The sequence below is a fragment of the Roseobacter sp. SK209-2-6 genome, assembly GCF_000169455.1.
Taxonomy (GTDB): Bacteria; Pseudomonadota; Alphaproteobacteria; order Rhodobacterales; family Rhodobacteraceae; genus Pseudophaeobacter.
Window position 1 is genome coordinate 118,814 of the sequence record NZ_AAYC01000008.1, and the last position, 23,365, is coordinate 142,178.

20 protein-coding genes are annotated in these 23,365 nt (G+C 57.1%); 12 read left to right on the plus strand and 8 right to left on the minus strand.

Translation table 11 applies throughout. From position 1 onward, the window contains the following. Positions 1–102 precede the first annotated feature (102 nt). Positions 103–903 carry a 2-dehydro-3-deoxygalactonokinase gene (locus RSK20926_RS13350; RefSeq protein ID WP_232281904.1) on the plus strand — a complete coding sequence of 267 codons (801 nt, stop codon included), beginning with the start codon at positions 103–105 and terminating at the stop codon, positions 901–903. 120 nt (positions 904–1,023) lie between these two features. Here RSK20926_RS13350 and RSK20926_RS13355 read toward each other — a convergent pair whose 3' ends face one another. Then, entirely contained in the window at positions 1,024–1,818 is a 795-nt protein-coding gene (locus RSK20926_RS13355; RefSeq protein WP_008207443.1) for a TIGR03084 family metal-binding protein, read from the minus strand. 105 nt (positions 1,819–1,923) lie between these two features. Between RSK20926_RS13355 and RSK20926_RS13360 the strand changes: the two genes are divergently transcribed. Beyond that, positions 1,924–2,691 carry a TetR/AcrR family transcriptional regulator gene (locus tag RSK20926_RS13360; RefSeq protein ID WP_157133126.1) on the plus strand — a complete coding sequence of 256 codons (768 nt, stop codon included), beginning with the start codon at positions 1,924–1,926 and terminating at the stop codon, positions 2,689–2,691. Continuing rightward, positions 2,675–3,817, plus strand: a complete 1,143-nt coding sequence (locus RSK20926_RS13365; RefSeq protein ID WP_008207446.1) for an acyl-CoA dehydrogenase family protein — start codon at positions 2,675–2,677, stop codon at positions 3,815–3,817. Before RSK20926_RS13360 ends, RSK20926_RS13365 begins: the two co-directional genes overlap by 17 nt. Positions 3,818–3,837: 20 nt before the next feature. Here the strand turns inward: RSK20926_RS13365 and RSK20926_RS13370 are convergent, their stop codons facing one another. After that, the gene (locus tag RSK20926_RS13370; protein ID WP_157133127.1) at positions 3,838–4,851 is read right to left on the minus strand and encodes a hypothetical protein; all 1,014 of its coding nucleotides are present in this window, start codon (positions 4,849–4,851) and stop codon (positions 3,838–3,840) included. A 355-nt stretch (positions 4,852–5,206) separates the two neighbouring features. Between RSK20926_RS13370 and RSK20926_RS22870 the strand changes: the two genes are divergently transcribed. After that, positions 5,207–6,673 (plus strand): hypothetical protein, encoded by a 1,467-nt coding sequence (locus RSK20926_RS22870; RefSeq protein WP_157133128.1) that lies wholly within the window; start codon positions 5,207–5,209, stop codon positions 6,671–6,673. 94 nt (positions 6,674–6,767) lie between these two features. Here the strand turns inward: RSK20926_RS22870 and RSK20926_RS13380 are convergent, their stop codons facing one another. After that, positions 6,768–7,895, minus strand: coding sequence for a THUMP domain-containing class I SAM-dependent RNA methyltransferase (locus RSK20926_RS13380; protein ID WP_008207454.1), 1,128 nt, complete (start codon positions 7,893–7,895; stop codon positions 6,768–6,770). Between the two features lie 276 nt (positions 7,896–8,171). On the opposite strand from RSK20926_RS13380, the gene RSK20926_RS13385 reads away from it, so the two are divergent. The 8 genes from RSK20926_RS13385 (at position 8,172) to RSK20926_RS13420 (ending at position 16,093) form a co-directional block, all read left to right on the plus strand. Further along, a complete protein-coding gene (locus RSK20926_RS13385; protein ID WP_037255135.1) occupies positions 8,172–9,905 on the plus strand; it encodes an ABC transporter substrate-binding protein in 1,734 nt (577 codons plus the stop codon). Positions 9,906–10,111: 206 nt separating this feature from the next. After that, on the plus strand, positions 10,112–11,176 hold the full coding sequence (locus tag RSK20926_RS13390) for an ABC transporter ATP-binding protein (RefSeq protein WP_008207458.1): 1,065 nt from the start codon (positions 10,112–10,114) through the stop codon (positions 11,174–11,176). A gap of 8 nt (positions 11,177–11,184) precedes the next feature. After that, on the plus strand, positions 11,185–12,279 hold the full coding sequence (locus RSK20926_RS13395; RefSeq protein ID WP_008207460.1) for an ABC transporter ATP-binding protein: 1,095 nt from the start codon (positions 11,185–11,187) through the stop codon (positions 12,277–12,279). Continuing rightward, positions 12,276–13,139 (plus strand): carbohydrate ABC transporter permease, encoded by an 864-nt coding sequence (locus tag RSK20926_RS13400; protein WP_008207461.1) that lies wholly within the window; start codon positions 12,276–12,278, stop codon positions 13,137–13,139. Before RSK20926_RS13395 ends, RSK20926_RS13400 begins: the two co-directional genes overlap by 4 nt. Positions 13,140–13,150: 11 nt before the next feature. Then, on the plus strand, positions 13,151–13,948 hold the full coding sequence (locus tag RSK20926_RS13405) for a carbohydrate ABC transporter permease (protein ID WP_008207463.1): 798 nt from the start codon (positions 13,151–13,153) through the stop codon (positions 13,946–13,948). A gap of 1 nt (position 13,949) precedes the next feature. Beyond that, positions 13,950–14,228, plus strand: coding sequence for a DUF2160 domain-containing protein (locus RSK20926_RS13410; protein ID WP_008207464.1), 279 nt, complete (start codon positions 13,950–13,952; stop codon positions 14,226–14,228). A 328-nt stretch (positions 14,229–14,556) separates the two neighbouring features. Continuing rightward, positions 14,557–14,952: a BlaI/MecI/CopY family transcriptional regulator gene (locus RSK20926_RS13415; RefSeq protein ID WP_037255141.1), complete on the plus strand. Its 396-nt coding sequence runs from the start codon at positions 14,557–14,559 to the stop codon at positions 14,950–14,952. Continuing rightward, positions 14,942–16,093, plus strand: coding sequence for a M56 family metallopeptidase (locus tag RSK20926_RS13420; RefSeq protein ID WP_008207468.1), 1,152 nt, complete (start codon positions 14,942–14,944; stop codon positions 16,091–16,093). Before RSK20926_RS13415 ends, RSK20926_RS13420 begins: the two co-directional genes overlap by 11 nt. 119 nt (positions 16,094–16,212) lie before the next feature. Here RSK20926_RS13420 and RSK20926_RS13425 read toward each other — a convergent pair whose 3' ends face one another. The 5 genes from RSK20926_RS13425 to RSK20926_RS13445 all read right to left on the minus strand — a co-directional run bounded on the left by RSK20926_RS13425 (position 16,213) and on the right by RSK20926_RS13445 (position 23,354). Further along, entirely contained in the window at positions 16,213–18,489 is a 2,277-nt protein-coding gene (locus RSK20926_RS13425; protein ID WP_008207470.1) for a methyl-accepting chemotaxis protein, read from the minus strand. 201 nt (positions 18,490–18,690) lie between these two features. After that, on the minus strand, positions 18,691–19,944 hold the full coding sequence (locus tag RSK20926_RS13430; RefSeq protein ID WP_008207474.1) for an NAD(P)/FAD-dependent oxidoreductase: 1,254 nt from the start codon (positions 19,942–19,944) through the stop codon (positions 18,691–18,693). A 65-nt stretch (positions 19,945–20,009) separates the two neighbouring features. Next, on the minus strand, positions 20,010–21,440 hold the full coding sequence (locus RSK20926_RS13435; protein ID WP_008207475.1) for an aldehyde dehydrogenase family protein: 1,431 nt from the start codon (positions 21,438–21,440) through the stop codon (positions 20,010–20,012). A gap of 22 nt (positions 21,441–21,462) precedes the next feature. Further along, complete coding sequence (locus tag RSK20926_RS13440; RefSeq protein ID WP_037255191.1) at positions 21,463–22,401, minus strand: 4-hydroxyproline epimerase; 939 nt, start codon at positions 22,399–22,401, stop codon at positions 21,463–21,465. A 2-nt stretch (positions 22,402–22,403) separates the two neighbouring features. Continuing rightward, a complete protein-coding gene (locus RSK20926_RS13445) occupies positions 22,404–23,354 on the minus strand; it encodes a dihydrodipicolinate synthase family protein (protein WP_008207477.1) in 951 nt (316 codons plus the stop codon). Positions 23,355–23,365 lie beyond the last annotated feature (11 nt).

Here is a 23,365-nt window from a genome sequence, read left to right on the forward strand (position 1 = left end):
ATATCCGGAGATCTCATGCACAGCTCATCCCCCGCACCAGATTGGACAAACACCCGCTGGATTGCCGCGGCAGTCCTGGATCAGGAAATGTTTCTCTGGGTCATGTCGGAAGACAAGTTGTCTAGTAAAGAGGTTCTGCCAGCCACCTCCGAGCCAAGGCAGGCGCTGACCCATGCACTTCGCGAGGCTGGTCTAGCAAGTCTTCCGATCTTGGCCTGCGGATTTCCCGCCGCGCCCAGCGCTGCCATTCCGGCAAAACCTCTTGAGCTGGCTCCCACGCTAGAAAAGCTCGCAAATCGAGATCTTGCCTTATTACCTGTCCTTGACCAGGCAACCCCTCCAGCTCAGCTTGCAGGTTCTCTGTGCCACGTGGCGGGCTTTCAGACCCTCAACCCACGCTGGGACGGGGTGATCTGCTTGCCGGGCTCTCGCAGCCACTGGGTGCTTAGCAGCGCATCTGAAGTTGTCAGTGTACAGAGTTTCATAACCGGCACACTTCAACAGGAGTTTTCACACCGTGTTCTCGGGCAACAAATTCGCCCTCAGACAGCTTGGTCTCAGAGCGCGCTTTGCGAAGCTGTGGAGGACATCATGTCCAAACCAGAGCGTCTCGCCGCGCGTCTCGCTGAACTGGAGGTCAGCGCGATACGCGACAAAACCGATCCGCTTGAGGCTCAGGGGCGGTTATGGGGCTATCTTATTGGGGCAGAGCTCGCTGCGGCGCGCCCCTATTGGCTTGGGCAAAACCTCGCCTTGATTGCACACGATGATCTTGCCGCCCCCTATGAAGCGGCCTTTGCGGCACAGGGTCTACCGGTCACGCGATGCGCACCAGAGGCCATGGCATTGGCCGGGCTCACAGCTATCAGGCGCAATCTCCGGAAAGAAGATGATCAGAATTGACATGCTCCTGCCATGCAATCGCCGCTTGGCTGGAACGTGGCATTGGCCCGGTATCATCACCCCGGTTTTCCGTACAATAGCTGCGCGCCTTTGGTCATGCCTTCAGGCCAATGCCCGGGATCAAGCCTTGTGACGGCTGCCTGGCGCTGGTGGCGCATTTGCGGGACCAGCAAAACACTGCGCAATCTCCATCCAGCGCTTGGCAACCTCCCCGCGCACCGCAAGCTCTGTATCCGCAAAGTTACGCACCTGCGTGACCACCCTGCAAAACTCCACGGCTGGCCCTTTCACGCTGTTCTCTGCCTGAACATCGTTCCACTGCCATATCTCTCCGGACGGTCCTGTTAGTTCCACAAAGGGTGCAGGGGTCGGTACGGGTTCTTTTCTGTTGATAAAGGTCCAACCAAAGGTAGAGACGCCCAAATGCGCAATATTGCGGATGCGATCCTCTTCTTTACGCTCCAGCCCCAGCAGATCAAAAACCTCTTGCCCATGGGCCCATGTCTCCATTTGGCGTGCGGTGATCGAGCTAAGCGCACTCATCTCGGGACCAACCCATGTCACCCGCGCCTTGGGATCCGCCTGTGCAAAAGCGTCAGCGCAACTCTCCGCCCCTTGGCGCCAAGCGTCAAACAGAGTTTTTCCAGAAAGCCCGTCGAGCCATGGGAACTGAACCTCTAAGATAGATTTCCCACGCTGCATCTCTTGGACAATAGGAGTGATGAATGTGGAAAACTCAGCCTCACCTTTCAACGAGATCTCTGCCGCCGTGTTAAACAGATGCAGGTGACCCAGGACATGATCAATGGTCCAGTCTTTGAACTGGGTCACTCGGTGAAGGTCGGCTTCTGGCAAATCCTCAAGGATGCCAGCTAAGGCCCGGCTCTCTGCTCGAAAATCCTCTGCTTGCTGCATTGCGCTCTCCCCTTCCCGGCCTAAATGCCGCTGCGTCCGGTCTGCATCCATGCAATTGAACAGACCGAGTGTTCTGTTTTACGATTCGACCGTGAGGATAAGCTGATGCGCAAGAGAACCGAAGACCAACCGAACGTCACGGATCAGAGTGACCCAGAACGGAGTGGCTCTGGGCCAAGCAGCATTGATCAAAGGGTTATCGACCAAAGTGACAAAGGGCTCAAAGGAAATCCGGCACGGGTTGCGCGCACCCGTGGTCGTATTTTTGCGGCGGTCATTTCTTGCCTAGATGATCTGGGCTATGCCGAGTGCTCAATCAATCGCGTTCAGACCCGCGCAGGTGTCTCACGCGGCGCACTGACCCATCACTTTCCCTCGCGAGAAGAAATGATGGTCAAAACACTTGAGCATTTGCTGGCCCCAGTGCGTGGCCCCTCTCGTCCGGGGGAGGAAGCCAACCTGTTGAGCCAGGCCAAGGGCAGCAATCTACAGGAAGAGCTGCACAGGCTATGGGCACGCGTCATCAATACACGCGAAGGCCGGGCCTTGATGGAAATTCTGGTTGCTTCACGCACCGATGCTGCACTCAGCGCGCGGATTTCCCCATCCCTTTGGGCCTATAACGACGAGTTCAATCGCAATATCGCCCATATCTATCAAGCAACTTCCGGGCAGCCAGAACAACTGTCTTTGCTTTGGTCGATCTGCCGCAGTTTCATGCGCGGCCTGCACACACAGGCGCCTTATGAGCGGGATCCCGAAATCATAACCAAAATGGTTGATCTCTTTGGTCAAATCATGGCTCCGCACCTTTCTGCGAGGGCTCAGGAAACACTTGGACAACAGGAAGGTCACAATGAAGAACCCCTTTGAGACAGAAGAAAGAAGCGCCTTCCGCAAGAGCATCCGCTCCTTTGTTGAGAAGGAAATTCAACCCTATTGCGACGACTGGGACGAGGCCGGAGAAATCCCCTGGGAGTTGCACCAGAAGGTTGGTGACTTTGGTGTCTGGGGCTTTGGCATCGACGAAAAGTTTGGCGGGCTTGGCTTTGACGACTGCTTTTTGCGCGCCGCCTATAGCGAGGAAATGGCGCGTTGTGGCGCTGGCGGGGTAACCGCGGCCATGGCGGGGCGAACCATATCGGTTGAGCCCATCGCCCGGCTTGCCTGCGACGAGATCCGCGAGAGGGTTCTGCCAGAGATCCTCTCGGGCGAGAAAGGCTCTTCGCTAGGCGTTACAGAACCGGGAGGCGGCTCAGATGTGGCAAACCTCAAGACCACAGCGCGACGTGACGGGAACCACTGGGTTCTGAACGGCTCCAAGACCTTCATTACCGGTGGGATGACCTCAGACTATTTTGTCATTCCCGCCCGCACCGGCGGCAAAGGCCTGGCGGGAATTTCCCTGTTCTTTGTCGAGGCTGACACAGCAGGTTTTTCCCGCAGCCCCCTCCCCCGGAAAATGGGCTGGTGGTGTTCTGATCAAGCCACGCTCTACCTAGATGAGGTTCGCGTCCCGGCCAGCCATATGATGGGTGAAGAGGGCACCGGTTTTCTGGCCATCATGAACAACTTCAATATGGAACGCCTCAACCTGATCGCTGCAGTTCTGGGTATGATGAAAGCCTGCCTGGAAGACAGTATTGCATGGGCACAAGACCGCGAGACCTTTGGTCAGAAGCTCATCGAGCATCAGGTCATCCGGCACAAAATCGCAGAGATGTCTGCGCGTATCGATGCGGTTGAGGCGCTATTGCGGATGATCTGCTGGCAGGTGAACGAAGGTGAGATGCCGGTGGCGGAACTCAGCAAGGCCAAGTTCTTTGCGACCAAAGCCTGTGAGTTCTGTGCCTCAGAGGCGATGCAGATCCTTGGCGGGGCTGGCTACCTACGGGGCAACCGAGTTGAACGCATCTACCGAGAGGTCAAGGTCATGGCCATCGGGGGCGGGTCAGAGGAAATCATGCGCGACCTCGCGGTGCGTCAGATGGGGCTGTAACCACCCCCATTCCATTGCCATTAGCCTTCTGCAATCGCCCTAAAGGCCCGGCCAGCAGATTCGAAATTGCGGGTCAGTGGGGCGGTTAGATTTGACTGAGCGGAGAAATACGCCCCAACCCGACAAAGCTGAGCAGCATAATCTGGGTGAACACCTGCGTCATCATAGCGGATCACCCGGTCCTTGCTCAGCCATCCGCGTTTCTTCACCTCTTTCTGGATCAGCTTCAATCGCTGAACGGAATGAAGCGTCACATAGACTGACAAGTAGTCCAGATAGTCTTCGATTTCATAACCCGAACTATGATCAAAGGTATCGATCATCACATCCGCCATCTTGTCGGGTGCCACAGGCCATGTCTCATCAGCAATCAGCCAGGCAAAATCCTCTGCTCCGTGACGCACACCTGCGTATTCAAAATCAAACCAACGCACATAGCCATCATATCCGATTGCAGCATTGCCGGATCGGCAGTCCCATTTCAGAAACTGACGCCCTGGCTGATCCATGCGTTCAGCAACCGCCACAAAGTCGAAATCTTTGGAAAGTCCCATTGAATAGGCCTGCAAAGCATCAACTGAACCAACCAAGTTGATGATCCAGTCTCTGTTCGATCCGAGATGCGGCATCATTTCGGCAAGATCGGTTTTACGCGCGGCGGCATGAATGCGGAACAGGCCCGCACAGGCTTCGGCGGCCAGCTCTACCTGATCCGCTTCCTCATGCACCAGGACTTCTTCGCTAAGGCGAATATCGCCGGTGTCGGACTGAAACAGCACATCATCACTGACCCCAAGAACCTTGGGAATATCATCACAATGGGGCGCAAGTTGCTCAAGCACATAGGCTTCAAGATGCGTGCGCCGAAAGTTCTCGCGCAGTGTGGCGATCGCCGACCAATCCTTGAAATGAAGCCGGATCGAGGAACGCGACTTGCCACCGGGTGTCGTGATCTGCTCTGGCACCTCACCCAAAACATCCTGGGCCTTGGCCGAAATATAGGCCATGCGGTCATCAAAATTTCCGTCTGCCACCCTTGGCTCCCTTTTCCGGCTTCGGACCCCGCGTTCCCGCCTGCTCGAATCTCTAATTGTTACCGGATACGCAAGGAAGATGGCGTTTTTCGGGACAGAGAATGACGAGAGATGGCCCGCTCTGATTGATTCGCATCGCAGCACACTCAACGGGGTTCTGCCACATGAAGCACTGGAAACAATCAAAATTTCGCTCAGCCTCTGTTTCCGCTTTTGCCGACAATATGTTGAAATAAACACTAAAATTGGACGAAAGTTTGGCACCCATTGTCCATGTTTTTATGATCCAACCCGATAGCAGATCACTCCTTTGGATAGAGGTCTGCCACCTTTTTAGTGCTGGAAGGATTTCAAAATGGGTTGGGGAAGATTTCATAGCTGGGGTGGTGGTCGCTCCTCTTGGGGGGGCAAGAATGCCTGCCAAAGCAAAAGCTATCATGACGGCGGCGTCCGAGGGGGCGGGTTTGAAAAATGGTATAGTGATAGGCTCTCCAACCATTATGGCGGCCGAGGCGGTCGTAAACATTGGCAACGTGACGACGATGATCGCGGAACGGGATCCGGCACCGGCGGCAGCGGAGGATCAGGCGGGGGCCGTGGCCGTTGGGGCAAAAAGAAAAAGTGGTGGGAAGACCGCAAGGACGATGATCGTAACGGCACGGGATCTGGAACAGCAGGGTCCGGTACCGGCGGCTCTGGGACGGATGGATCAGGCAAAGGTGGGTCTGGCAAGGGCGGATCCGGGTCCCGCGGTTCCGGAACCTGTGGATCGGGCTCTGGTGGCACCCTTGGATCAGGCGGGGGCCGTGGTCGCTGGGGCAAAAAGAAAAAATGGTGGGAAGATCGCGACGAAGACAACAATGGTTCCGGTAGCGGCGGATCCGGAACCGGTGGGTCTGGTACAGGCGGCACCCGTGGTTCTGGAACTGGAGGATCAGGCACCGGTGGTTCTTCCGGCACTGGAGGTTCAGGAACAGGTGGATCTGGTTCACGCGGGTCCGGCACCGGTGGCTCTGGAACCAATGGGTCCGGCACAAATGGTTCTGGCACCAATGGGACCGGGTCTACTGGCTCTGGGACGAGTGGCTCCGGCGGTGGCAATGGCGGAGGCGGCGGAAATGGAGGGGGTAGCGACAAACCCTCTGTTACTTTTGAAATCGGTGGCAACGGCCAGCCCAGCGTAACCGTTGAGGTCGTCGAGAACACAGGCGGACAGCTTTTCGTCAATCTGACCCCGACTTCCTTTGACGGAGAAGTCGCGGATATCGACGGGCTCTTCTTTAACTTCAACGATGACGCAACGGTTCAGGGGCTGAATTTCTTCCCCGATGAAAACGCGCTTCCTGTGACCGGCCATGCGGCGGCAGCCAATGGCGTTAACTCTTTGGATGACGGCACGACCGTTCCAGAAAACTTCGATGGCATGGTTCAGTTTGGTCAGGCACCCGACAGTACCGATGGCACGGTAAACAACGCGAATTTCACCCTCTGGAGTGACAATGGGCCGCTTTCGCTCGCGGATCTAGACCTGTCATCCATGTCTTTGGTCGTGACACGACCTGACGGGACACAGGATGTCTTGGAAGGCGGCTATGACCCCGCAACCGCAGCCTCTGATAGCAGCAGCTATTCAAATGGTGGCGTCTCCGACGATGGGCTGGATGCGTGGTACAGCGCCAATTTGGCCACTGGAGACAGCGGTGAAAGCAGCAGCACCCCAAGCGAAGCAGACGTTTTTGCGCTGATGACCCAGCCTGTAGACGAAGAAGACGAGGCCTGCGGTAGTGGCACCCATGGCAGCGATCTGGAGCATTGTTTCTGACCAAAGCCAGGATCAACTTCTGACAGTGAAAAACAAATCAGGGCGCCCGATTGGCGCCCTTTTTCATGACTTATTCCTGCGGCCTTGCCAGTCTCTAGGGCAAAGGGTCGGTTTTAAACAACCTGATCTTTAGCCCCCCGTGGGCCACCGGTGCCCCAACAGGTAAAAAGGGCAAAGCCGTTGCCTTTGCCAATGCGTTGTCGCTGGTCACAATGCCCACGCGCCATCCCGAAAACCGTTCTCTCAGAACCTGTCCCAAAGCACCGTAAAGGGCAAAGAGCAGCTTCTTGTTGCCAATCCGGGCCCCGTAGGGCGGGTTCACTATTACCAGCCCTGGCGGACCTTCAGGCCTTTCCAGATCGCTCACAGCCCGCTGCACGAAGGAGGTAACTTCTTGAACTCCCGCGCGTTCCGCATTTGCCGCAGCCATCTCGACGGCGCCTGCATTGCGATCAGATCCATAAAAGCGGGGCCCTGCAGCAAGACCTCCGGATTGATCCAATTCCAGCCTGAGCGCGTTGAAGGCCTCGGCATCAAAATTTGCCAGATCCTCAAAGGCAAAGCTGCGGCTGCGCCCCGCTAATAGCCCCTGTGCGATCTCTGCTGCTTCAATCACAAAGGTGCCCGAGCCGCACATGGGGTCGACCACCGGTTCTGTGCCGTCATAACCGCATTCCCGCAGGAACAGGGCGGCCAGTGTCTCTCGCATCGGCGCCTTGCCGACGGCGGATTTATGACCCCGCTTGTGCAACCCCTCGCCTGAGGTATCGACACTGAACTGGCAATTATTGTCATCAATGCGCAGCTTCAGCACCAGGGAAGCCTCTTTGGATAGCGTGGCGCCAAAGCTCTCCACCAGAGCTTTTTCCACGCGCTGGGTTGCAGCGCCGGCGTGATAGATTTTGGACTTCTTGTTGGTCACCGTCTCGACGCGCAGCGGCACGTCTTTGCGTAGCACATCCCCCCAGGGGAATTTACGTGCGCGTTTGTCCAGCTGCGCCAGATGAAAGGCCCGGAAAGATCCGATCCGTGCCAGCACCCGCGCAGCACCGCGAAGCTGCAGATTGGCGCGCCAGACATCCGCCCAGCCGCCTTGAATGGTCACCCCGCCGGGCACGGATTTTGGCTGTTGAAACCCTGCCGCGCGTACTTCCGAAAGCAACGCAGCCTCTAGCCCCGGCGCCACGGTCAGGAAAATCTCGAATGTCTCTATCTCGCTCATATTGCTCTCTTACCCGGCTTTGATGGCTGCTGCGATGGCTAAATGCCGTTGCGTTTCTTTGACAGCCCCCATGTGATTACGACATGATTGGGAACACAGAGTCGGCAATTCATCGCGAAAAGTCATAGGCGGCTAGAGTTTAAAATGTTTATTTTCAAACAGATAAATCATTACTAAATTTTTAGTTTGACAACGGAAGCAGCTCTATGAAAGCTCTATGTCAGTCAGATGCGCTGGACGCATTGCTGGCCTTACAGACCAATAGGGAGGAAAAAGATGCGCAGGTATCTTTTGTCCGCAGCAGCGGTATGTGCCGTGGTTGCGGGGCAAGCAGGCTATGCCGATGAGGCAGCTGCTCGCAAATGGATTGACGAAGAGTTTCAGCCTTCGGTCCTGACCAAGGACGAGCAGCTGAACGAAATGCAGTGGTTCATCACCGCCGCAGAGCCCTACAAGGGCATGGAGATCAATGTTCTCTCCGAGGGCATTCCGACGCACAGCTACGAAAGCGAAGTGCTGACCAAAGCCTTTGAGGAAATCACCGGCATCAAGGTGAACCACCAGATCCTCGGCGAGGGTGAAGTGGTTCAGGCCGTGCAGACCCAGATGCAAACCAAGCGGAACCTCTATGACGGCTACGTCAATGACTCCGACCTGATCGGCACCCATTCCCGTCTGCAACTGGCCTATAACCTGACCGACATGATGGCAGGTGAGTTCAAGGATGTGACCAACCCTGGTCTCGACCTTGGTGACTTCATGGGCACCCAGTTCACCACCGGCCCGGATGGCGATCTTTATCAGCTGCCCGATCAGCAGTTTGCCAACCTCTACTGGTTCCGTAAGGACTGGTTCGACCGTGAGGATCTGCAAGCGGCCTTCAAGGAAAAATATGGCTACGACCTGGGTGTCCCGGTCAACTGGTCAGCCTATGAGGACATCGCCGAATTCTTCTCGAATGACGTGAAAGAAATCGACGGCACCGCGATCTACGGCCATATGGATTACGGCAAGCGCGCGCCTGACCTGGGCTGGCGCATGACCGATGCCTGGCTGTCGATGGCCGGTGCAGGCTCCAAGGGTGAACCAAACGGTCTGCCGATCGACGAATGGGGCATCCGCATGGAAGCAGGCACCTGCAACCCGCAGGGCGCCAGCGTGACCCGTGGCGGTGCCGCCAACGGCCCAGCAGCGGTCTACGCGATCCGCAAATGGGACGAATGGCTGCGTAACTATGCGCCTCCAGGTGCGGCGTCCTATGACTTCTACCAGTCGCTTCCTGCCCTGGCGCAGGGCAATGTGGCCCAACAGATCTTCTGGTACACCGCCTTTACCGCCGACATGGTAAAACCGCAGTCCGAAGGCAACAACACCGTGGACGAGAGCGGCACGCCACTGTGGCGCATGGCTCCCTCCCCGCATGGTCCTTACTGGGAAGAAGGCCAGAAGGTTGGCTATCAGGACGTGGGTTCCTGGACCTTCCTGAAGTCCACCCCAATTGATCGTGCCCAGGCGGCATGGCTCTATGCACAGTTCGTGGTCTCCAAGACTGTGGACGTGAAGAAAAGCCACGTTGGCCTGACCTTCATTCGTGACAGCTCGATCAACCACGAGAGCTTCACCGAGCGTGCCGGCAACCTGGGCGGGCTGGTGGAATTCTACCGCTCGCCAGACCGTGTGGCCTGGTCCCCGACCGGCGTGAACGTGCCTGACTATCCGAAGCTGGCCCAGATCTGGTGGCAGCAGATCGGTGACGTCAACTCCGGCGCCTTCACCCCGCAGGAAGCCATGGACCGCCTAGCCGAGGAAATGGATATCACCATGGCCCGGATGCAGCGTGCAGACGAGCAGGCTGAAATCTATGGCGGTTGCGGCCCACGCCTGAACGAGGAGAAATCCGCAGAGTGGTGGTTCGCCAATGGCGGCGCCAAGCCGAAGCTGGAAAATGAGAAGCCTGCCGGTCAGACCGTCAACTACGACGAGTTGGTCGCCCGCTGGGCCTCGCAGTAATCCTGCATCCCCGTCGGACCGGACCCGATTAACAGGTCACCCTGCTTCAGGTCCGGTCTGGCCTTGCCCCGGAGCGTTTCAACGAACACTCCGGGGCTTTTCTCTCCTCCTTCCCCTTTTTGGGGACCTGAATACAGTCGCGCCGCAGCGCGCCGAGCACCTGACAGCAATCGCTGTGAGGTAAGCTGCCGGAAAGCCGAACCAAGATGACAGTCGAACTCAGAAATGTGACCAAGCGCATGGGCGCCATCGAGCATATCAAGGACACCTCCCTGAAGCTGGAAAGCGGTCACTTCAACGTCCTTCTGGGCGCCACCGGGTCGGGAAAGACCTCTCTTATCAAGCTGATGGCCGGGCTAGATCCGCTTGCCAGCGGTCAGGTGCTGATGGAGGGGCAGGATGTCTCCCGCCTCAGCACTCAGAAACGCAACATCAGCCTGGTGCACCAGTTCTTTATCAACTACCCGCATATGACGGTTTATGAGAATATCGCCTCCCCGCTGAAGGTCGCCGGGATGGCGAAGTCGGAAATCGCGGGCCGGGTCGAAGAGGCGGCGAAGATCCTGCAGCTGACCCCGATGCTGCACCGCCGCCCGCATGAGCTCTCTGGCGGGCAGCAGCAGCGCTGTGCGCTTGCCCGCGCCATCGCCAAAGAAAGCCGCGCCGTTTTCCTGGATGAGCCCCTGGCTAACCTCGATTACAAGCTGCGCGAAGAGCTGCGCGACCAGCTGCCGGAGCTCTTCGCCGGACGCGGAGCCGTGGTGGTCTACGCCACATCAGAACCCGAGGAGGCGCTGCTGCTCGGCGGGCGCGTTGCCCTGATGGATGACGGGCGTGTGACCCAATTCGGGCCGACGGCTGAGATCTACCGTGAGCCAGGCAACTTGGATGCAGCACGGGTTTTCTCGGACCCGCCGATCAACACCGCCCCCATCGTCAAACAGGGCAACCTGGCGATGCTCAACGCCGGTGTCAGCTGGGAGCTTACGGGCGCAGCAGCCGGGCTGTCAGACGGCGAATACAATATCGCCATCCGTCCGCATCACGTCCTACCCGTGAACGGCAAGGCCGGCACCGTTAAGCTCACCGGACAGGTGCAGGTGACCGAGCTGTCAGGCTCTGAAAGCAGCGCCCATTTTGAGATGGGCAGCGGCAGCTGGGTCTCCCTTTCCGCAGGTGTCCACCCCTACGAGGTGGGCGAATTGCATGAATTCTATATGGACCCATCCGCGTGCTATGTCTTTGCACCCGATGGCTCCCGCGTGGCGTGAGGCGCGACATGGCTAAGATTACACTTTCCAAGCTACGGCACAGCTACTTTCCGAACCCGAAATCCCCCTCGGACTATGCGCTGAAGGAAATCGACCTCGACTGGAGCGATGGTGGCGCCTATGCGTTGCTGGGGCCATCAGGCTGCGGCAAATCCACTTTGCTCAACATCATCTCCGGCCTGCTGGTGCCTTCCGAAGGCCAGATCCTGTTCGACGGTCAGGACGTCACCAAACTGCCACCTGATCAGCGCAACATCGCGCAGGTGTTTCAGTTCCCGGTGATCTACGACACCATGAGTGTTTATGACAATCTGGCCTTCCCGCTGCGCAACCGCGGCCGGGACGAAAACACCGTGCGCGAGCGCGTCATGGCCATTGCCGAGATGCTCGAAGTCACCGATATGCTGGACCAGAAGGCGGCAGGCCTCAGCCCAGACAACAAGCAGAAGATCTCCATGGGCCGGGGACTGGTGCGCGAAGACGTCAATGTCGTCATGTTCGATGAGCCCCTTACAGTGATCGACCCGCATCTGAAGTGGAAGCTGCGCTCAAAACTGAAAGAGCTGCATCAGCGTGTCAAAGCCACCATGATCTATGTGACCCATGACCAGACTGAGGCGCTGACCTTTGCCGATCAGGTGGTGGTAATGCAGCTGGGCGAAGTGGTGCAGATCGGCACGCCGATAGAACTCTTCGAACGCCCCGCGCATACTTTTGTCGGCCATTTCATCGGCTCTCCTGGCATGAATATCCTGCCCTGCACGCTGCTAAATGGCGCCGCTCGTTTCGCAGATCACAACATCGCACTGGAGGGCCCCATACATGGGGAAGCCCTGGGCAAGACCGAGATTGGCATCCGGCCAGAGTTTGTCTCTCTCTCTGATCAGGGGCTGCCCGCAGTGGTCACCAAGGTCTCCGACGTGGGACGTCATATCGTTGTGGAATGTGAGGCAAACGGCACCCGCATCAGCGCGGTAGTCGAAGGCCGCGCCCCCGAAAAAGGCACGGCGGTTCATCTCTCCTTCCGTCAGGACATGACCCGTCTTTACATTGATGGCTGGCTGGCAAGCACGCCGGAAACCAGCCTGGAGGCAGCAGAATGAAAACCGAAAATCAAAAAGCCTGGTTCTTTGTGCTGCCGGTTCTCTTGCTGGTGGCCTTCAATGCCCTCATTCCAATGATGACGGTGGTCAACTATTCAGTCCAAGAGACCTTTGGTGACAATGTCTTCTTCTGGCAGGGGCTGGATTGGTTCCAGCAGATCCTGCGCTCCGAGCGCTTTCACGCCGCCCTAGGCCGCCAGTTCCTCTTTACCTTCCTAATCTTGATCATTGAGGTTCCACTGGGGATCGCCATCGCCCTGTCTATGCCGCGCAAGGGGCTTTGGGTGCCGGTCTGTCTGGTGCTGATGGCCCTGCCAATGCTGATCCCTTGGAACGTGGTGGGCGCCATGTGGAATATCTTCACCCTGCCCGACATCGGCCTTCTGGGCTATTTCCTCAACCACGTGCTGGGCATCAACTACGACATGACGCAGGATCCACTGGCGGCCTGGGTGACCATCATCACCATGGATGTCTGGCACTGGACCTCACTTGTCGTGTTGCTCAGCTATGCTGGCCTGGTCTCGATCCCGGATGCCTATTATCAGGCCGCCAAGATCGACGGCGCTTCGAACTGGTCAGTGTTCCGCTTTATCCAGCTCCCGAAGATGAAAACCGTCCTGACCATCGCCATCCTCCTGCGCTTTATGGACAGTTTCAACATCTATACCGAGCCCTTCGTGCTCACGGGCGGCGGACCCGGCAACTCCACCACCATGCTCTCGATCGATCTGGTGAAAATCGCCCTTGGGCAGTTTGACCTCGGCCCCGCTGCCGCCATGTCGCTCATCTATTTCGCAATCACACTCCTTGTCTCCTGGCTGTTTTACACCCTGATGACCAAGGACGACCTGAACTAAAGGAGGGACACATGCAGAAACGATCCATCGTCCCCATCATCTATATCCTGTTTCTCATGCTGCCGATCTACTGGCTGGTGGCGATGAGCTTTAAGACGACCAATGAAATCCTTGCCGGTTTCTCCCTGTTCCCGCAGACCTTTACGCTGGAAAACTATAAGGTCATCTTCACCGATCCAAGCTGGTACTGGGGCTATATCAACTCGATCGCCTATGTGACGATCAATACGGTGATCTCCATCACCGTGGCGCTGCCTGCCGCCTATGCCTTCTCGCGCTATCGTTTCCTTGGTGACAAGCAGCTGTTCTTCTGGCTCCTGACCAATCGGATGGCGCCGGCGGCGGTCTTTGCCCTGCCCTTCTTTCAGCTCTATTCGGCGGTAGAACTCTTTGACACCTATTGGGCCGTGGCCCTGGCTCATTGCCTGTTCAACATCCCGCTTTCAGTCTGGATCCTCGAGGGCTTCATGGGGGGCGTCCCAAAGGAACTGGACGAAACCGCCTTTGTCGACGGCTATTCCTTCCCACGTTTCTTTGCCACCATCTTCATCCCCTCGATCAAAGCTGGGGTCGGCGTGGCTGCCTTCTTCTGCTTCATGTTCTCCTGGGTCGAACTGCTGCTGGCCAAGACACTGACCGCCGTCGCCGCAAAACCCATCGCCGCAACCATGACCAAGACCGCCTCTTCCGCAGGCTATGAATTGGGCCTTCTGGCCGCCGCCGGCACCCTGACCATCATTCCGGGTGCCATCGTGATCTATTTCGTCCGCAACTACATCGCGAAGGGCTTCGCGATGGGGAGGGTTTGACATGCTGAGCTGGATGGCCTGGACCTGGCCCACCGCAATGGTTTTCATTGGGATTTTCTCCGCTATTGGGGTACTTATCCTGCTGGAGATCCGCACCCCCGGCGGTGATACCCGCAAAGGCGTTCTGGGGCTAACAACAACCCGCGGTGACAGGCTGTTCATCAGCCTCCTGGGCACCAGCTACATCTTCCTTGCCTGGCTCGGCCTCGTGGGCATGCCGCTTTGGTGGCCCCTGGCCCTGTCCCTCGCCTGGGCTGCCTTCTGCTTCTGGAAGGTCTGATACGGTCTGCGCGGGAAAGGGCGGGTCAAGGCGGCCGTAGGCCCCGCGCAGCGGCTTGGCCTTGACGCGCAATCCTGCACACACTGGAATTCGGCCTTGAAGGCATGCCTGCCCTTCAAGGCCTTCTCAGCAAGCCTTCAACGGGTCTGAAGGCAGTACTTTAAGGAAGGTATATCGCCTTGCGGCAGAACTGAAGGGTGCGCGCGGCAGCGCACAATTTGACAACGACAGCCCTCCGACCACGCATCATCTAAAAAAATAGTTTTCAAATCCTCCTCTCATCCAGTAGCATCTCTTGGAGGCAAAAATGGACCGGGCATCAACGCATATGCGAAAGAAACAGGACAAATCGCTTCTGACTGAGGTTGAACTCGAGTTCATGACCGTTGTCTGGGCGACCGGTGGTGGCACCGTCAAAGAGATCCTGGCAGAACTGAACAAGGTGCAGGAACGCGCCTATACCTCGGTTGCCACCGTTTTGAAGATCATGGAGCAAAAGGGTTTTCTAACCAGCGAGCGCAAAGAGCGCTCCCTGATTTACCGCCCCGCCGTTCCCAAAGCTGAGTACCAGAAGACTTCGCTAAAAAACCTTTCGAGCAAGCTTTTCAACGATGCCCCTGCCGCCCTCGTGGCGCGGCTCGTTGATGATGAAGACATCACCGAGGATATGCTCGTCGAGATGCGAGCCTTGCTGAACGAAAGGCTGGGGGACAATGACAGCTGACGCGTTTCTGAATAGCTATATCGATCTGAACCTGCTGGTTCTGGCGGGCACGCTGCTCTGGCTTTCAACTCGTAAACTCTTGTCCCGAACTCGGCTGGCCCATGCCTATCGGGCTCAATTGCGGTTGATGAATTTTCTGACCATTCTGCTGGTGTTATCACCCTTTTTGATGATTGCCTTCACCCGCTATGTGATGGCGCATCCACCCAATCTGTCAGACCTTCTTGTGGCGCAATACCTGCAGGGCAACGTCAATATGAGTGCCGCAAGCTTTGAAACCCTCTTGGGACTGCGCGAAGACACTGTTCGCCAGCTTGCAACCCAACAAGCGCTCTGGACGAAAGCTTTGGCTGCGACGCTCGCTTTAGGAGCCCTGATCGTCACACTACATCTGCTGCTCTCTGTCTGGCGGCTAGCCTTGGTCTTGCGTCGGGCGCATCTGTGGAAAAGCATCAATGGTGTTCAAATCCTTATCTCAGATGAGACTCGCGTTGCCTATTCGACACGTGATCTCTGGCGTCGCTATGTCGTCCTGCCTGCCGCTCTTTTGCAGTCCCCAAAAGACCTGCAGCTTACACTGGCCCATGAGATGCAGCATTTCCGCCAACGTGATATCGAATGCGAGTTTCTGATCGAATTTCTGCGGCCTTTGCTCTTCTGGAATCCTGCCTACTATCTGTGGCGCCGGGAAATCCGCAAACTGCGAGAGTTCGCTTGTGACCAAGCGCTGTCTCAGCGTACAGGCTTGGATCTGCGTGCCTATTGTGAATGCTTGATCCGTGCCTGCGGCCTGGCCGCACAGGAGCCTGTTTATTTTGTCCGCCGTAGCCCGACCGTTGCATTGGTTGATCGCCGTGAAACCCGAAACGGATCCAATCTGCACCAGCGTATTGTAGCTCTAACCAGCGAGATACCAGAGGAACAGGCCCCAGCCAGCTGGGCCGCAATTTCTGGTCTCTTGATCCTGATGATCATTGCAACGGCCATGCTGATGCAGCGCCCTGGTGACTGGAGCCACGATCGCCTCATGCTGTCGACAATCGTAAATCTGGAACGCATGGCCGAACGTAGCAGCGCGGGCCCCGCAGTGGATGCGGTCAGCATTCTTCAGGGCAGCTTCCTTCCCAGTTCTTCACAATAATACCGAGCATTATCCCAAGCGAAACAGCCGCCCGTGAGGGCGGCTGTTTTCGTTCGTTGGAAGTTCAATTGATCTGCAAGGAAAGGGTTGCCCCTTAGCACTCGACTGGGTGAGATCCATTAGAGATAGGCTTCTTTGCTCCAATCTTCGGATTCGCTTTCCCACTCCTCGCTTTCTACTGCAGTGGTCCCGCCACCGAGCTGGAAACGCGAGACAATTCCGGAAAGTGTCTGCGCCTCATGCTGGAGCATCTGGCTGGAGGCAGAGGCCTCTTCGGCCATGGCCGCATTGCGCTGGGTCACACTATCCAAAGCGCCAAGAGCGGTGTTGATATTCTCCAGACCGCCGGACTGCTTTTGCACCCCATTTGCAATCTCGCTCACAAGGCCAGAAACTTCACTTACCTGTGAAATGATGCTTGATAGGGCATCCCCCGCTTTGCCCACCATCGAGACACCATGGGCCACGTGGTTCTCACTTGCAGAGGTCAATTCCTGGATCTGCCCCGCCGCAGTAGAGGTTCGCTGCGCCAAGGCCCGAACCTCGGAGGCGACCACGGCAAATCCTGCACCCGCAGAACCAGCCCGCGCTGCTTCAACACCCGCGTTCAGGGCCAGCAGATTGGTCTGGAAAGCAATGTCATCAATCAGGTTGATGATTTTCGAAATCTCACTGGAGGTTTCCTGGATCTGGTCCATGGCGCCAACCGCTGTTTCAACAACCTCCGTATTCCCCTCCGCTTCGTCTCGCGTTTGGCGCATGACACTATCCATGCGGGCAGCACTATCTGCGGTGGCACGAATACCTGTTGTCAGATCACGCAATGCGTTGACCGTCTCTTCCAGCGTATTGGCTTGGCTTTCTGTTCGATGTGCCATTTCATCCGCAGCCGATTTCTGCTCATCAGAAAAACGCCCCACATGCTCGGAAGCACCAATGACCTCACCCATGGAATTACGCAGATTGACGAGGCTGTGATTAAAGTTCTCGCGCAGGGTCTCATAGTGATCCGCGAAGGGTTGCTCGATATCGCAGGCCAGATTGCCGCTTTGCAACTGAGCCAGTGCACCGCTCATCTCTTCGACAACTGCATTGGTTTGGCGCGCCGCTTGAATTTCACGTTCCGCCGCTTCATCCGCCTGCTTCAGCTTGTCGCGAAAACTATCTAGACTGCGGGCAAGATCCCCCAGTTCATCACCTCGCGACTTGCCGGTGATCGCCACTTCATAGTCATTCTCTGCCAGAGCATTCGTCACCTCCCGCAGAGCTTGGATCGGGGTCGTCACCCGACGGGCCGCCAGAAGCGAGACCAGAATCGCAATTGCCACAGCCCCGGCAATCAGACCAAAAGCAATCATGCGAATCTGGTGCAGCCCCGCGAATGCAGTGGAGGAATCCGTCTCTAGGACCAGGGTCCAGTCAAATCCCGGCAGGTTAAGCGGCATCACCAGCGCCGTGGCTTCTTGTCCACCCGCAAGAGCAGCCACACCGTCTAAATGCCCGCCCTCACGATTGCGTGCAGCCAGCGTCTGTGGCACCTCAGGCAAACGGTCCAGGACATTGAAATGCCCCCCAATCGAAGAGGGGCTTCGAGCCAGGCCATCACCGCTAACCAAATAAATATTTTGGTGAGAGCTGTCTTCCAGGTTCTTGGTCAGCGCTTGCAGGACACCGGCTGTGCCCAGGCGCGCAGCAATAACACCAACAACCTGCTTACGTTTGTTCAAAACCGGCGTTGCAAAAAAGGCCGAAGGCGCCCCCCCTGCGGGTCCATAGATTGAGAAATCCGAAAGTACCACCTGTCCGGCTTCAGCCGCCATAGCCTCTGCAAGTAACTGTCCGAGACTGGTCGCTGCCAGCTCGCCGTCGGCAAAACTATTGGCAAAATCGTCCTGCTTTTTTACAGAGTAGATCAAGAGGCCTTCGGCATCAAAAAGGTAGAGATCCTCATAGCCGTTCAACTCAACCGCGCGCTGAAAGGTCGGATGATAGCTGACATGGGATTGCGTATAATAGGTCTCATCCCCAGGATCGGTCAGTTGGTCACGCTGATCCACCGGATGCGGGTTCTCTTGGGCAAATGTGCGCTTTAGATAGGCGATGGGGTCATCTTCTTCGATCATGCCAATGACACGGCTGAAATTGCTGATCGCACGAAAGACGGTAGGCTGAGCCGCTTGGTTGGCCAAGTTCGATTGCGCGGATGAGATCAGAAACTCCAAGGCCTGGGCGCCGGCTTTGGCCTCAATTTCATGGGCAGCATAGACGTTCTTGCGGATACTTTTTTCCGCAACCGTGTACACTAAAAATGCAACCGTGATCAGAAATGTCCCTGTCAGCGCCACCATGACCAATGGTAGTTTCGCCTTGAGCGGCAGTTTCGAAATTTTGAACATCAAGTAGTCCCTTCACGCCTCTGAGAGGCCGCGTCATCCTCAGATATCGCAGCGGCCATTCACAGCAATGAAGGAAAAAACCTGATAAATGGTTGATCCGCGAAAAACAGCGTAAAATCGCGCCATCAATGGACGATTTGCGCCATACTCACTACCCAAGTTTCATTTTTCAAAATGTCACCCCGTGCCTCACAATTTGCTCTACGAAAAGCGTTGCGGCGCGAAGGCCCTTAGAAGTTGGCTTTCTCTCGCCCCAGTGATCAAGGACACAACTAACTCTGCCGTCGCGGCGGATTGGGTGAGCCCCAGATGTCCGTGACCAAAGGCAAAGATCACCGAAGGAGAGGCTGAAGCGCAGCCAATGACCGGCAGGCTGTCCGGCATCGAAGGTCTGAAACCCATCCATTGCTGCCCGCCTTCTGTCTGAAGGCCAGGCATAAAACGCTGCGCTTTTTTCAACAGGACATCAGCGCGTCGGTAGTTTGGCGCCCGCTTTAGGCCGCCCAACTCTACTGCCCCGCCGATCCGCACCCCGCCATTGATCCGGCTGGCGACAAACCCATGACTGCCAAAGGTCACATGCGTGCGCAGATCAAAGGCGCCCTTTGGCAGGGTCGTATTGTACCCACGCTCCGTTTCCAGAGGTATCTTCTCTCCGAGTTGGCGGGCCAGATGATGAGACCAGGCCCCTGCCGCCAGAACGACTTTATCTGGGTGATGAACAGCCCCACCAAGCCGCAATTTGGGTTTTCCTCCCTCCAGGCTCACCCCCGTCACCTCCTGCAGCTCAACCTTACCGCCCAGCGCGCAAAACCTATCCGCAAGATGCTGACACCAGGCTTTGGGGTCCAGCGTATTTGTCCAATCCGGGGTGAAGCCCGCATGGGTGAAGCGGTGATCCAAACCAGGCTGTATTTCTGCAATCTCTTCGGCGGAACTCAGCAGTTCAAATCGAATGCCGTGGGCCCGGCGCGTCTCCCAGACCGGAAGGCTGGCCCGAAACTCCTTCTCTCCCTCGAACAGCTGCAACTGCCCGTCGCGCTGCATCAGCCGCTCCCCTTGTGTTGCCTCAATCTGACGCTCCAGCGCCTGACGCGAGAGCGACATAAGCTCTGCCTGGGCCGCCATGGAAGCGTGATAACGGTCTTTCCAGCTGGCCCGCCAAAACCGCAGCATCCAGGGCGCAAGTTGCAGCGCATAGGCCGGGGGAATTGAAAGCGGCCCCATGGGGTCCAAGAGCCATTTTGGGGCTTTTGTCAGGATACCTGGCGTCGCCAGAGGAACAATCTCTGAAAAGGCAAAGGCGCCTGCATTTCCCTGAGAGGCCTCTGCGGCAATGCCTTTGCGGTCATAGATCGCGACATCATATCCGAGGCTCTGCAGTTTAAGTGCGATGCTCACCCCAATGATGCCGCCCCCAACAACCGCAATGTCTTTGTTTGCCCTGTCCTGCATCTCTTGCCTCTTCTTCAAAACTACTCCGGGGGCGATATCGCCCCCGGAGTTTGCATCCTCAGTTTTCAGGGCAATGTATAAGCCGTTTTCACGCGGGTATAGAACTCCGCTGCATAACGCCCCTGTTCACGCGCGCCGTAGCTGGAGCCTTTGGTGCCTCCAAAAGGCACATGATAATCCACACCAGCGGTCGGCAGGTTGACCATGACCATCCCCGCTTCGGCATTTGCCTTGAAGTGGCTGGCATATTTCAGCGACCCGGTACAGATCCCGGCACTTAGCCCGAACTGCGTGCTATTCGCCAGAACCAGAGCTTCCTCATAGTCCCGCGCTCGCATGACCGAGGCAACAGGGCCAAAGACCTCTTCGCGATTGATGCACATGTCGTTGCGGGTTTCGGTCACCAGAGCCGGCGCCATGTAAAAGCCCTCTTGCTGCAGCGACAAACGATGCCCGCCCAGCACCTTGCCCCCTTCTTTGGCTGCGATATCCACATAGGAGAGGTTCTGATCGAGTTGCCGTCCATCCACCGCCGGCCCCATTTGCATCCCCGCTTCCAGTGCATGCCCCACTTTGAGCGCCTGCATTGCAGAGCCGAGAGCAGTCACAAAACGGTCGTGGATGCCTTCGGTCACGATCAACCTGGAAGAGGCCGTGCAGCGCTGGCCAGTGGAGTAGAATGCTCCGTTGAGGCAGGCTTCAACCGCAAGATCCAGATCGGCGTCATCCAGAACCACCATGGGATTCTTGCCCCCCATCTCCAGCTGAACCTTCTTCATGCCTTTGGCGCAGGCGACTGCAATCCCACGCCCCGTCGAAACAGAACCAGTGAAAGAGATCGCTGCCACATCCGGGTGGTCCACCAAATGCTGGCCAATAACCGAGCCTCGACCAAAGACCAGGTTAAAGACCCCTTCGGGCAGGCCAGAACGCGAGATGATATCTGCCAGGAGCCAGGCGCAGGCCGGTGTCAGCTCGGCCGGTTTCAGCACCACCGCATTGCCATAGGCCAGTGCCGGCGCGATCTTCCAGGCTGGAATGGCAATGGGGAAATTCCATGGTGTAATCAAGCCGACCACACCAATCGGAGACCGGGTTACCTCCACATCCACTCCGGGGCGGACGGAGGCCAGTTTGTCGCCGTTCTGGCGCAGGCATTCGCCCGCAAAGAACTTAAAGATCTGGCCTGCGCGAGCAGCCTCTCCTATGCCCTCCGGCAAGGTTTTGCCCTCTTCGCGCGACAGGAATTGCCCCAGTTCTTCCCGGCGTGCCAGGATTTCGCTACCGATGAAATCAAGGACGTCAAAACGCTGTTGCGGCGTTGCCGCGGCCCAGTCTGGTGCGGCTGACTTTGCTGCGGCAATAGCCCGGTCCATTTCTGCGGTACCGCTTTGTGCTGCATGTCCCAACACATCGCTGATGTCAGACGGGTTTACATTAGCGCAGCTATCAGAAGTCTCTTCCCAGCTGCCAGCGATAAAGTTCTTATAGTTCATGTTCTTGTCCCATTCGTTTTGTTTAGGCTTCAGCCCGTATGCCTGTGCGGTAGGGGTCGTTTTCAGCAAAGAGGAGTGTGGCCTCGGCCATCACATGGGCTTCACCTTCAATGATCGGAATGATCTCTCCCTTCACGCCGCGCTGGTAATGCAACCGGTAACTGCTGCCGATCACGCTTTCCTGGACCCAGATCTGACCAGGAGGGAGCAGCCCATCTTCGGCCAGACAGGCCAGTTTGGCAGAGCTTCCGGTGCCACAGGGAGAGCGGTCATAGGCCCCATCCGGGCAGAGCACGAAATTGCGCCCATGCGCATCAGTTCCCTTGGGGGCTCCCATAAACTCAATATGATCAATCTCTGCCCCGTCAGTACCGGTTATTCCCGCAAGGCTAAGGTGTCGCTGAACTGCCAATGCCGCGCGTGTCAACTCATCCTTGTGGGTCAAGTCCAATGGGGTGGGCGCATCCGGGGTAAGGAAAAACCAATTCCCACCCCAGGCGATATCTCCCTTGATTGCTCCCAGGCCAGGCACTTCCAGTGAGAGGTCCTTTTTGTAGCGAAAACTCGGAACGTTTTGCACCACAACGCGGTTTCCAAATCGGATTTCAACCTGAACCGGACCAACGGGCGTTTCGATGATATGCACGCCCGGATCTGCCCGCCCCAGATAAGAAAGGGTGACGGCCAGGCCAATGGTCGCATGGCCGCACATTCCTAGATTTCCAGCCGCGTTGAAGTAGACAACAGCGGTCAAACTTTTGGGATTCTCGGGAGGTAGAAACAGGGCGCCGACCATGGCCTCCCGCCCGCGGGGTTCCAGCAAGACAGCGGCGCAGAAATCAGCATGTTCCGCTTGCAACCGTTCCGCCCGTTCAGCCAGAGAACCGGATCCCAGATCCGGCCCTCCCTCCAGGATCACCCGCGTGGGCTCTCCCCCGGTATGGCTGTCGATTACACGCATCATCAGCTTTCTGCGCCGGGAAGTTTAGCCCAATCCGCGTACCAATTGCGAAACAGGCTGTATTGCGCCTCGACATAGTTCTTTTGGCTGGCTGAAAGCTGATCGGTTTCATTGAAATGCAACTCATATTCTGGCTCACCGTTGAGAACCATCAGATGCTTGTAATAGAGGACCAAATCAGGGCCTTCATCGAAGGAGGACAAGACGCCCAGTGCTGCCTCCAACTCACCCGCGCGGATCCGGGCCAACGCATCGCCGGCAGCTGCCGCTTTGCAGAGACGCACGAGATGTAGCACTTCGCCGGGCAGCGCATTGCCGATACCGGTGATCGCGCCTGTGGCGCCGCAGTTCACATAGCCATGGAAGACAGTGGTATCAACGCCGATCATCAGGGTGACCGCCTCATCCTGCGAGGTAATGTTCTCCGCCGCGTAACGCATGTCATCAGCGCCACCGAACTCCTTAAAGCCAATCAGATTGGGATGCTCGGCGCGCATCTCAAAGAACAGATCTGCCCGGGTTGCAAAGCCATAGTAAGGGCTGTTGTAGATCACCGCAGGCAGATCCGGTGCCGCCGCCAGGATTGCCTTGAAGTGCGCTTTCTGAGCCGCCACCGAAGGCCCGCGCGACAGAACGCGTGGGATCACCATCAGGCCCTGCGCCCCAACTTCTGCAGCATGGGCCGCATGGGTGGCTGCAATCTTGCTGTTCACCGCACCGGTGCCAACGATGGTGGGCACGCCAGCCGATACAAGACGGGCAACGCCTTCCATGCGCTCAGCATCAGTCAGGAGCGGCCAGTCTCCCATGGAGCCACAATAGACAACCGCCGACATACCTGCGGCGATCAGCTCTTGCCCTTTGCGCACAAGGGCGTCGAAATCCGGGCTGCGATCCGCCTTGCAAGGAGTCATCAGTGCGGGGATGCAACCGGTGAAGATATCCTGGTTCATGTCATATATCC

Bases quoted from the DNA above. Each gene is read 5' to 3' on its own strand.
- RSK20926_RS13350 (WP_232281904.1), top strand. From the start codon at position 103: ATGTCGGAAGACAAGTTGTCTAGTAAAGAGGTTCTGCCAGCCACCTCC.
- RSK20926_RS13355 (WP_008207443.1), bottom strand. From the start codon at position 1,818: ATGCAGCAAGCAGAGGATTTTCGAGCAGAGAGCCGGGCCTTAGCTGGC.
- RSK20926_RS13360 (WP_157133126.1), top strand. From the start codon at position 1,924: ATGCGCAAGAGAACCGAAGACCAACCGAACGTCACGGATCAGAGTGAC.
- RSK20926_RS13365 (WP_008207446.1), top strand. From the start codon at position 2,675: ATGAAGAACCCCTTTGAGACAGAAGAAAGAAGCGCCTTCCGCAAGAGC.
- RSK20926_RS22870 (WP_157133128.1), top strand. From the start codon at position 5,207: ATGGGTTGGGGAAGATTTCATAGCTGGGGTGGTGGTCGCTCCTCTTGG.
- RSK20926_RS13380 (WP_008207454.1), bottom strand. From the start codon at position 7,895: ATGAGCGAGATAGAGACATTCGAGATTTTCCTGACCGTGGCGCCGGGG.
- RSK20926_RS13385 (WP_037255135.1), top strand. From the start codon at position 8,172: ATGCGCAGGTATCTTTTGTCCGCAGCAGCGGTATGTGCCGTGGTTGCG.
- RSK20926_RS13390 (WP_008207458.1), top strand. From the start codon at position 10,112: ATGACAGTCGAACTCAGAAATGTGACCAAGCGCATGGGCGCCATCGAG.
- RSK20926_RS13395 (WP_008207460.1), top strand. From the start codon at position 11,185: ATGGCTAAGATTACACTTTCCAAGCTACGGCACAGCTACTTTCCGAAC.
- RSK20926_RS13400 (WP_008207461.1), top strand. From the start codon at position 12,276: ATGAAAACCGAAAATCAAAAAGCCTGGTTCTTTGTGCTGCCGGTTCTC.
- RSK20926_RS13405 (WP_008207463.1), top strand. From the start codon at position 13,151: ATGCAGAAACGATCCATCGTCCCCATCATCTATATCCTGTTTCTCATG.
- RSK20926_RS13410 (WP_008207464.1), top strand. From the start codon at position 13,950: ATGCTGAGCTGGATGGCCTGGACCTGGCCCACCGCAATGGTTTTCATT.
- RSK20926_RS13415 (WP_037255141.1), top strand. From the start codon at position 14,557: ATGCGAAAGAAACAGGACAAATCGCTTCTGACTGAGGTTGAACTCGAG.
- RSK20926_RS13420 (WP_008207468.1), top strand. From the start codon at position 14,942: ATGACAGCTGACGCGTTTCTGAATAGCTATATCGATCTGAACCTGCTG.
- RSK20926_RS13425 (WP_008207470.1), bottom strand. From the start codon at position 18,489: ATGTTCAAAATTTCGAAACTGCCGCTCAAGGCGAAACTACCATTGGTC.
- RSK20926_RS13430 (WP_008207474.1), bottom strand. From the start codon at position 19,944: ATGCAGGACAGGGCAAACAAAGACATTGCGGTTGTTGGGGGCGGCATC.
- RSK20926_RS13435 (WP_008207475.1), bottom strand. From the start codon at position 21,440: ATGAACTATAAGAACTTTATCGCTGGCAGCTGGGAAGAGACTTCTGAT.
- RSK20926_RS13440 (WP_037255191.1), bottom strand. From the start codon at position 22,401: ATGCGTGTAATCGACAGCCATACCGGGGGAGAGCCCACGCGGGTGATC.
- RSK20926_RS13445 (WP_008207477.1), bottom strand. From the start codon at position 23,354: ATGAACCAGGATATCTTCACCGGTTGCATCCCCGCACTGATGACTCCT.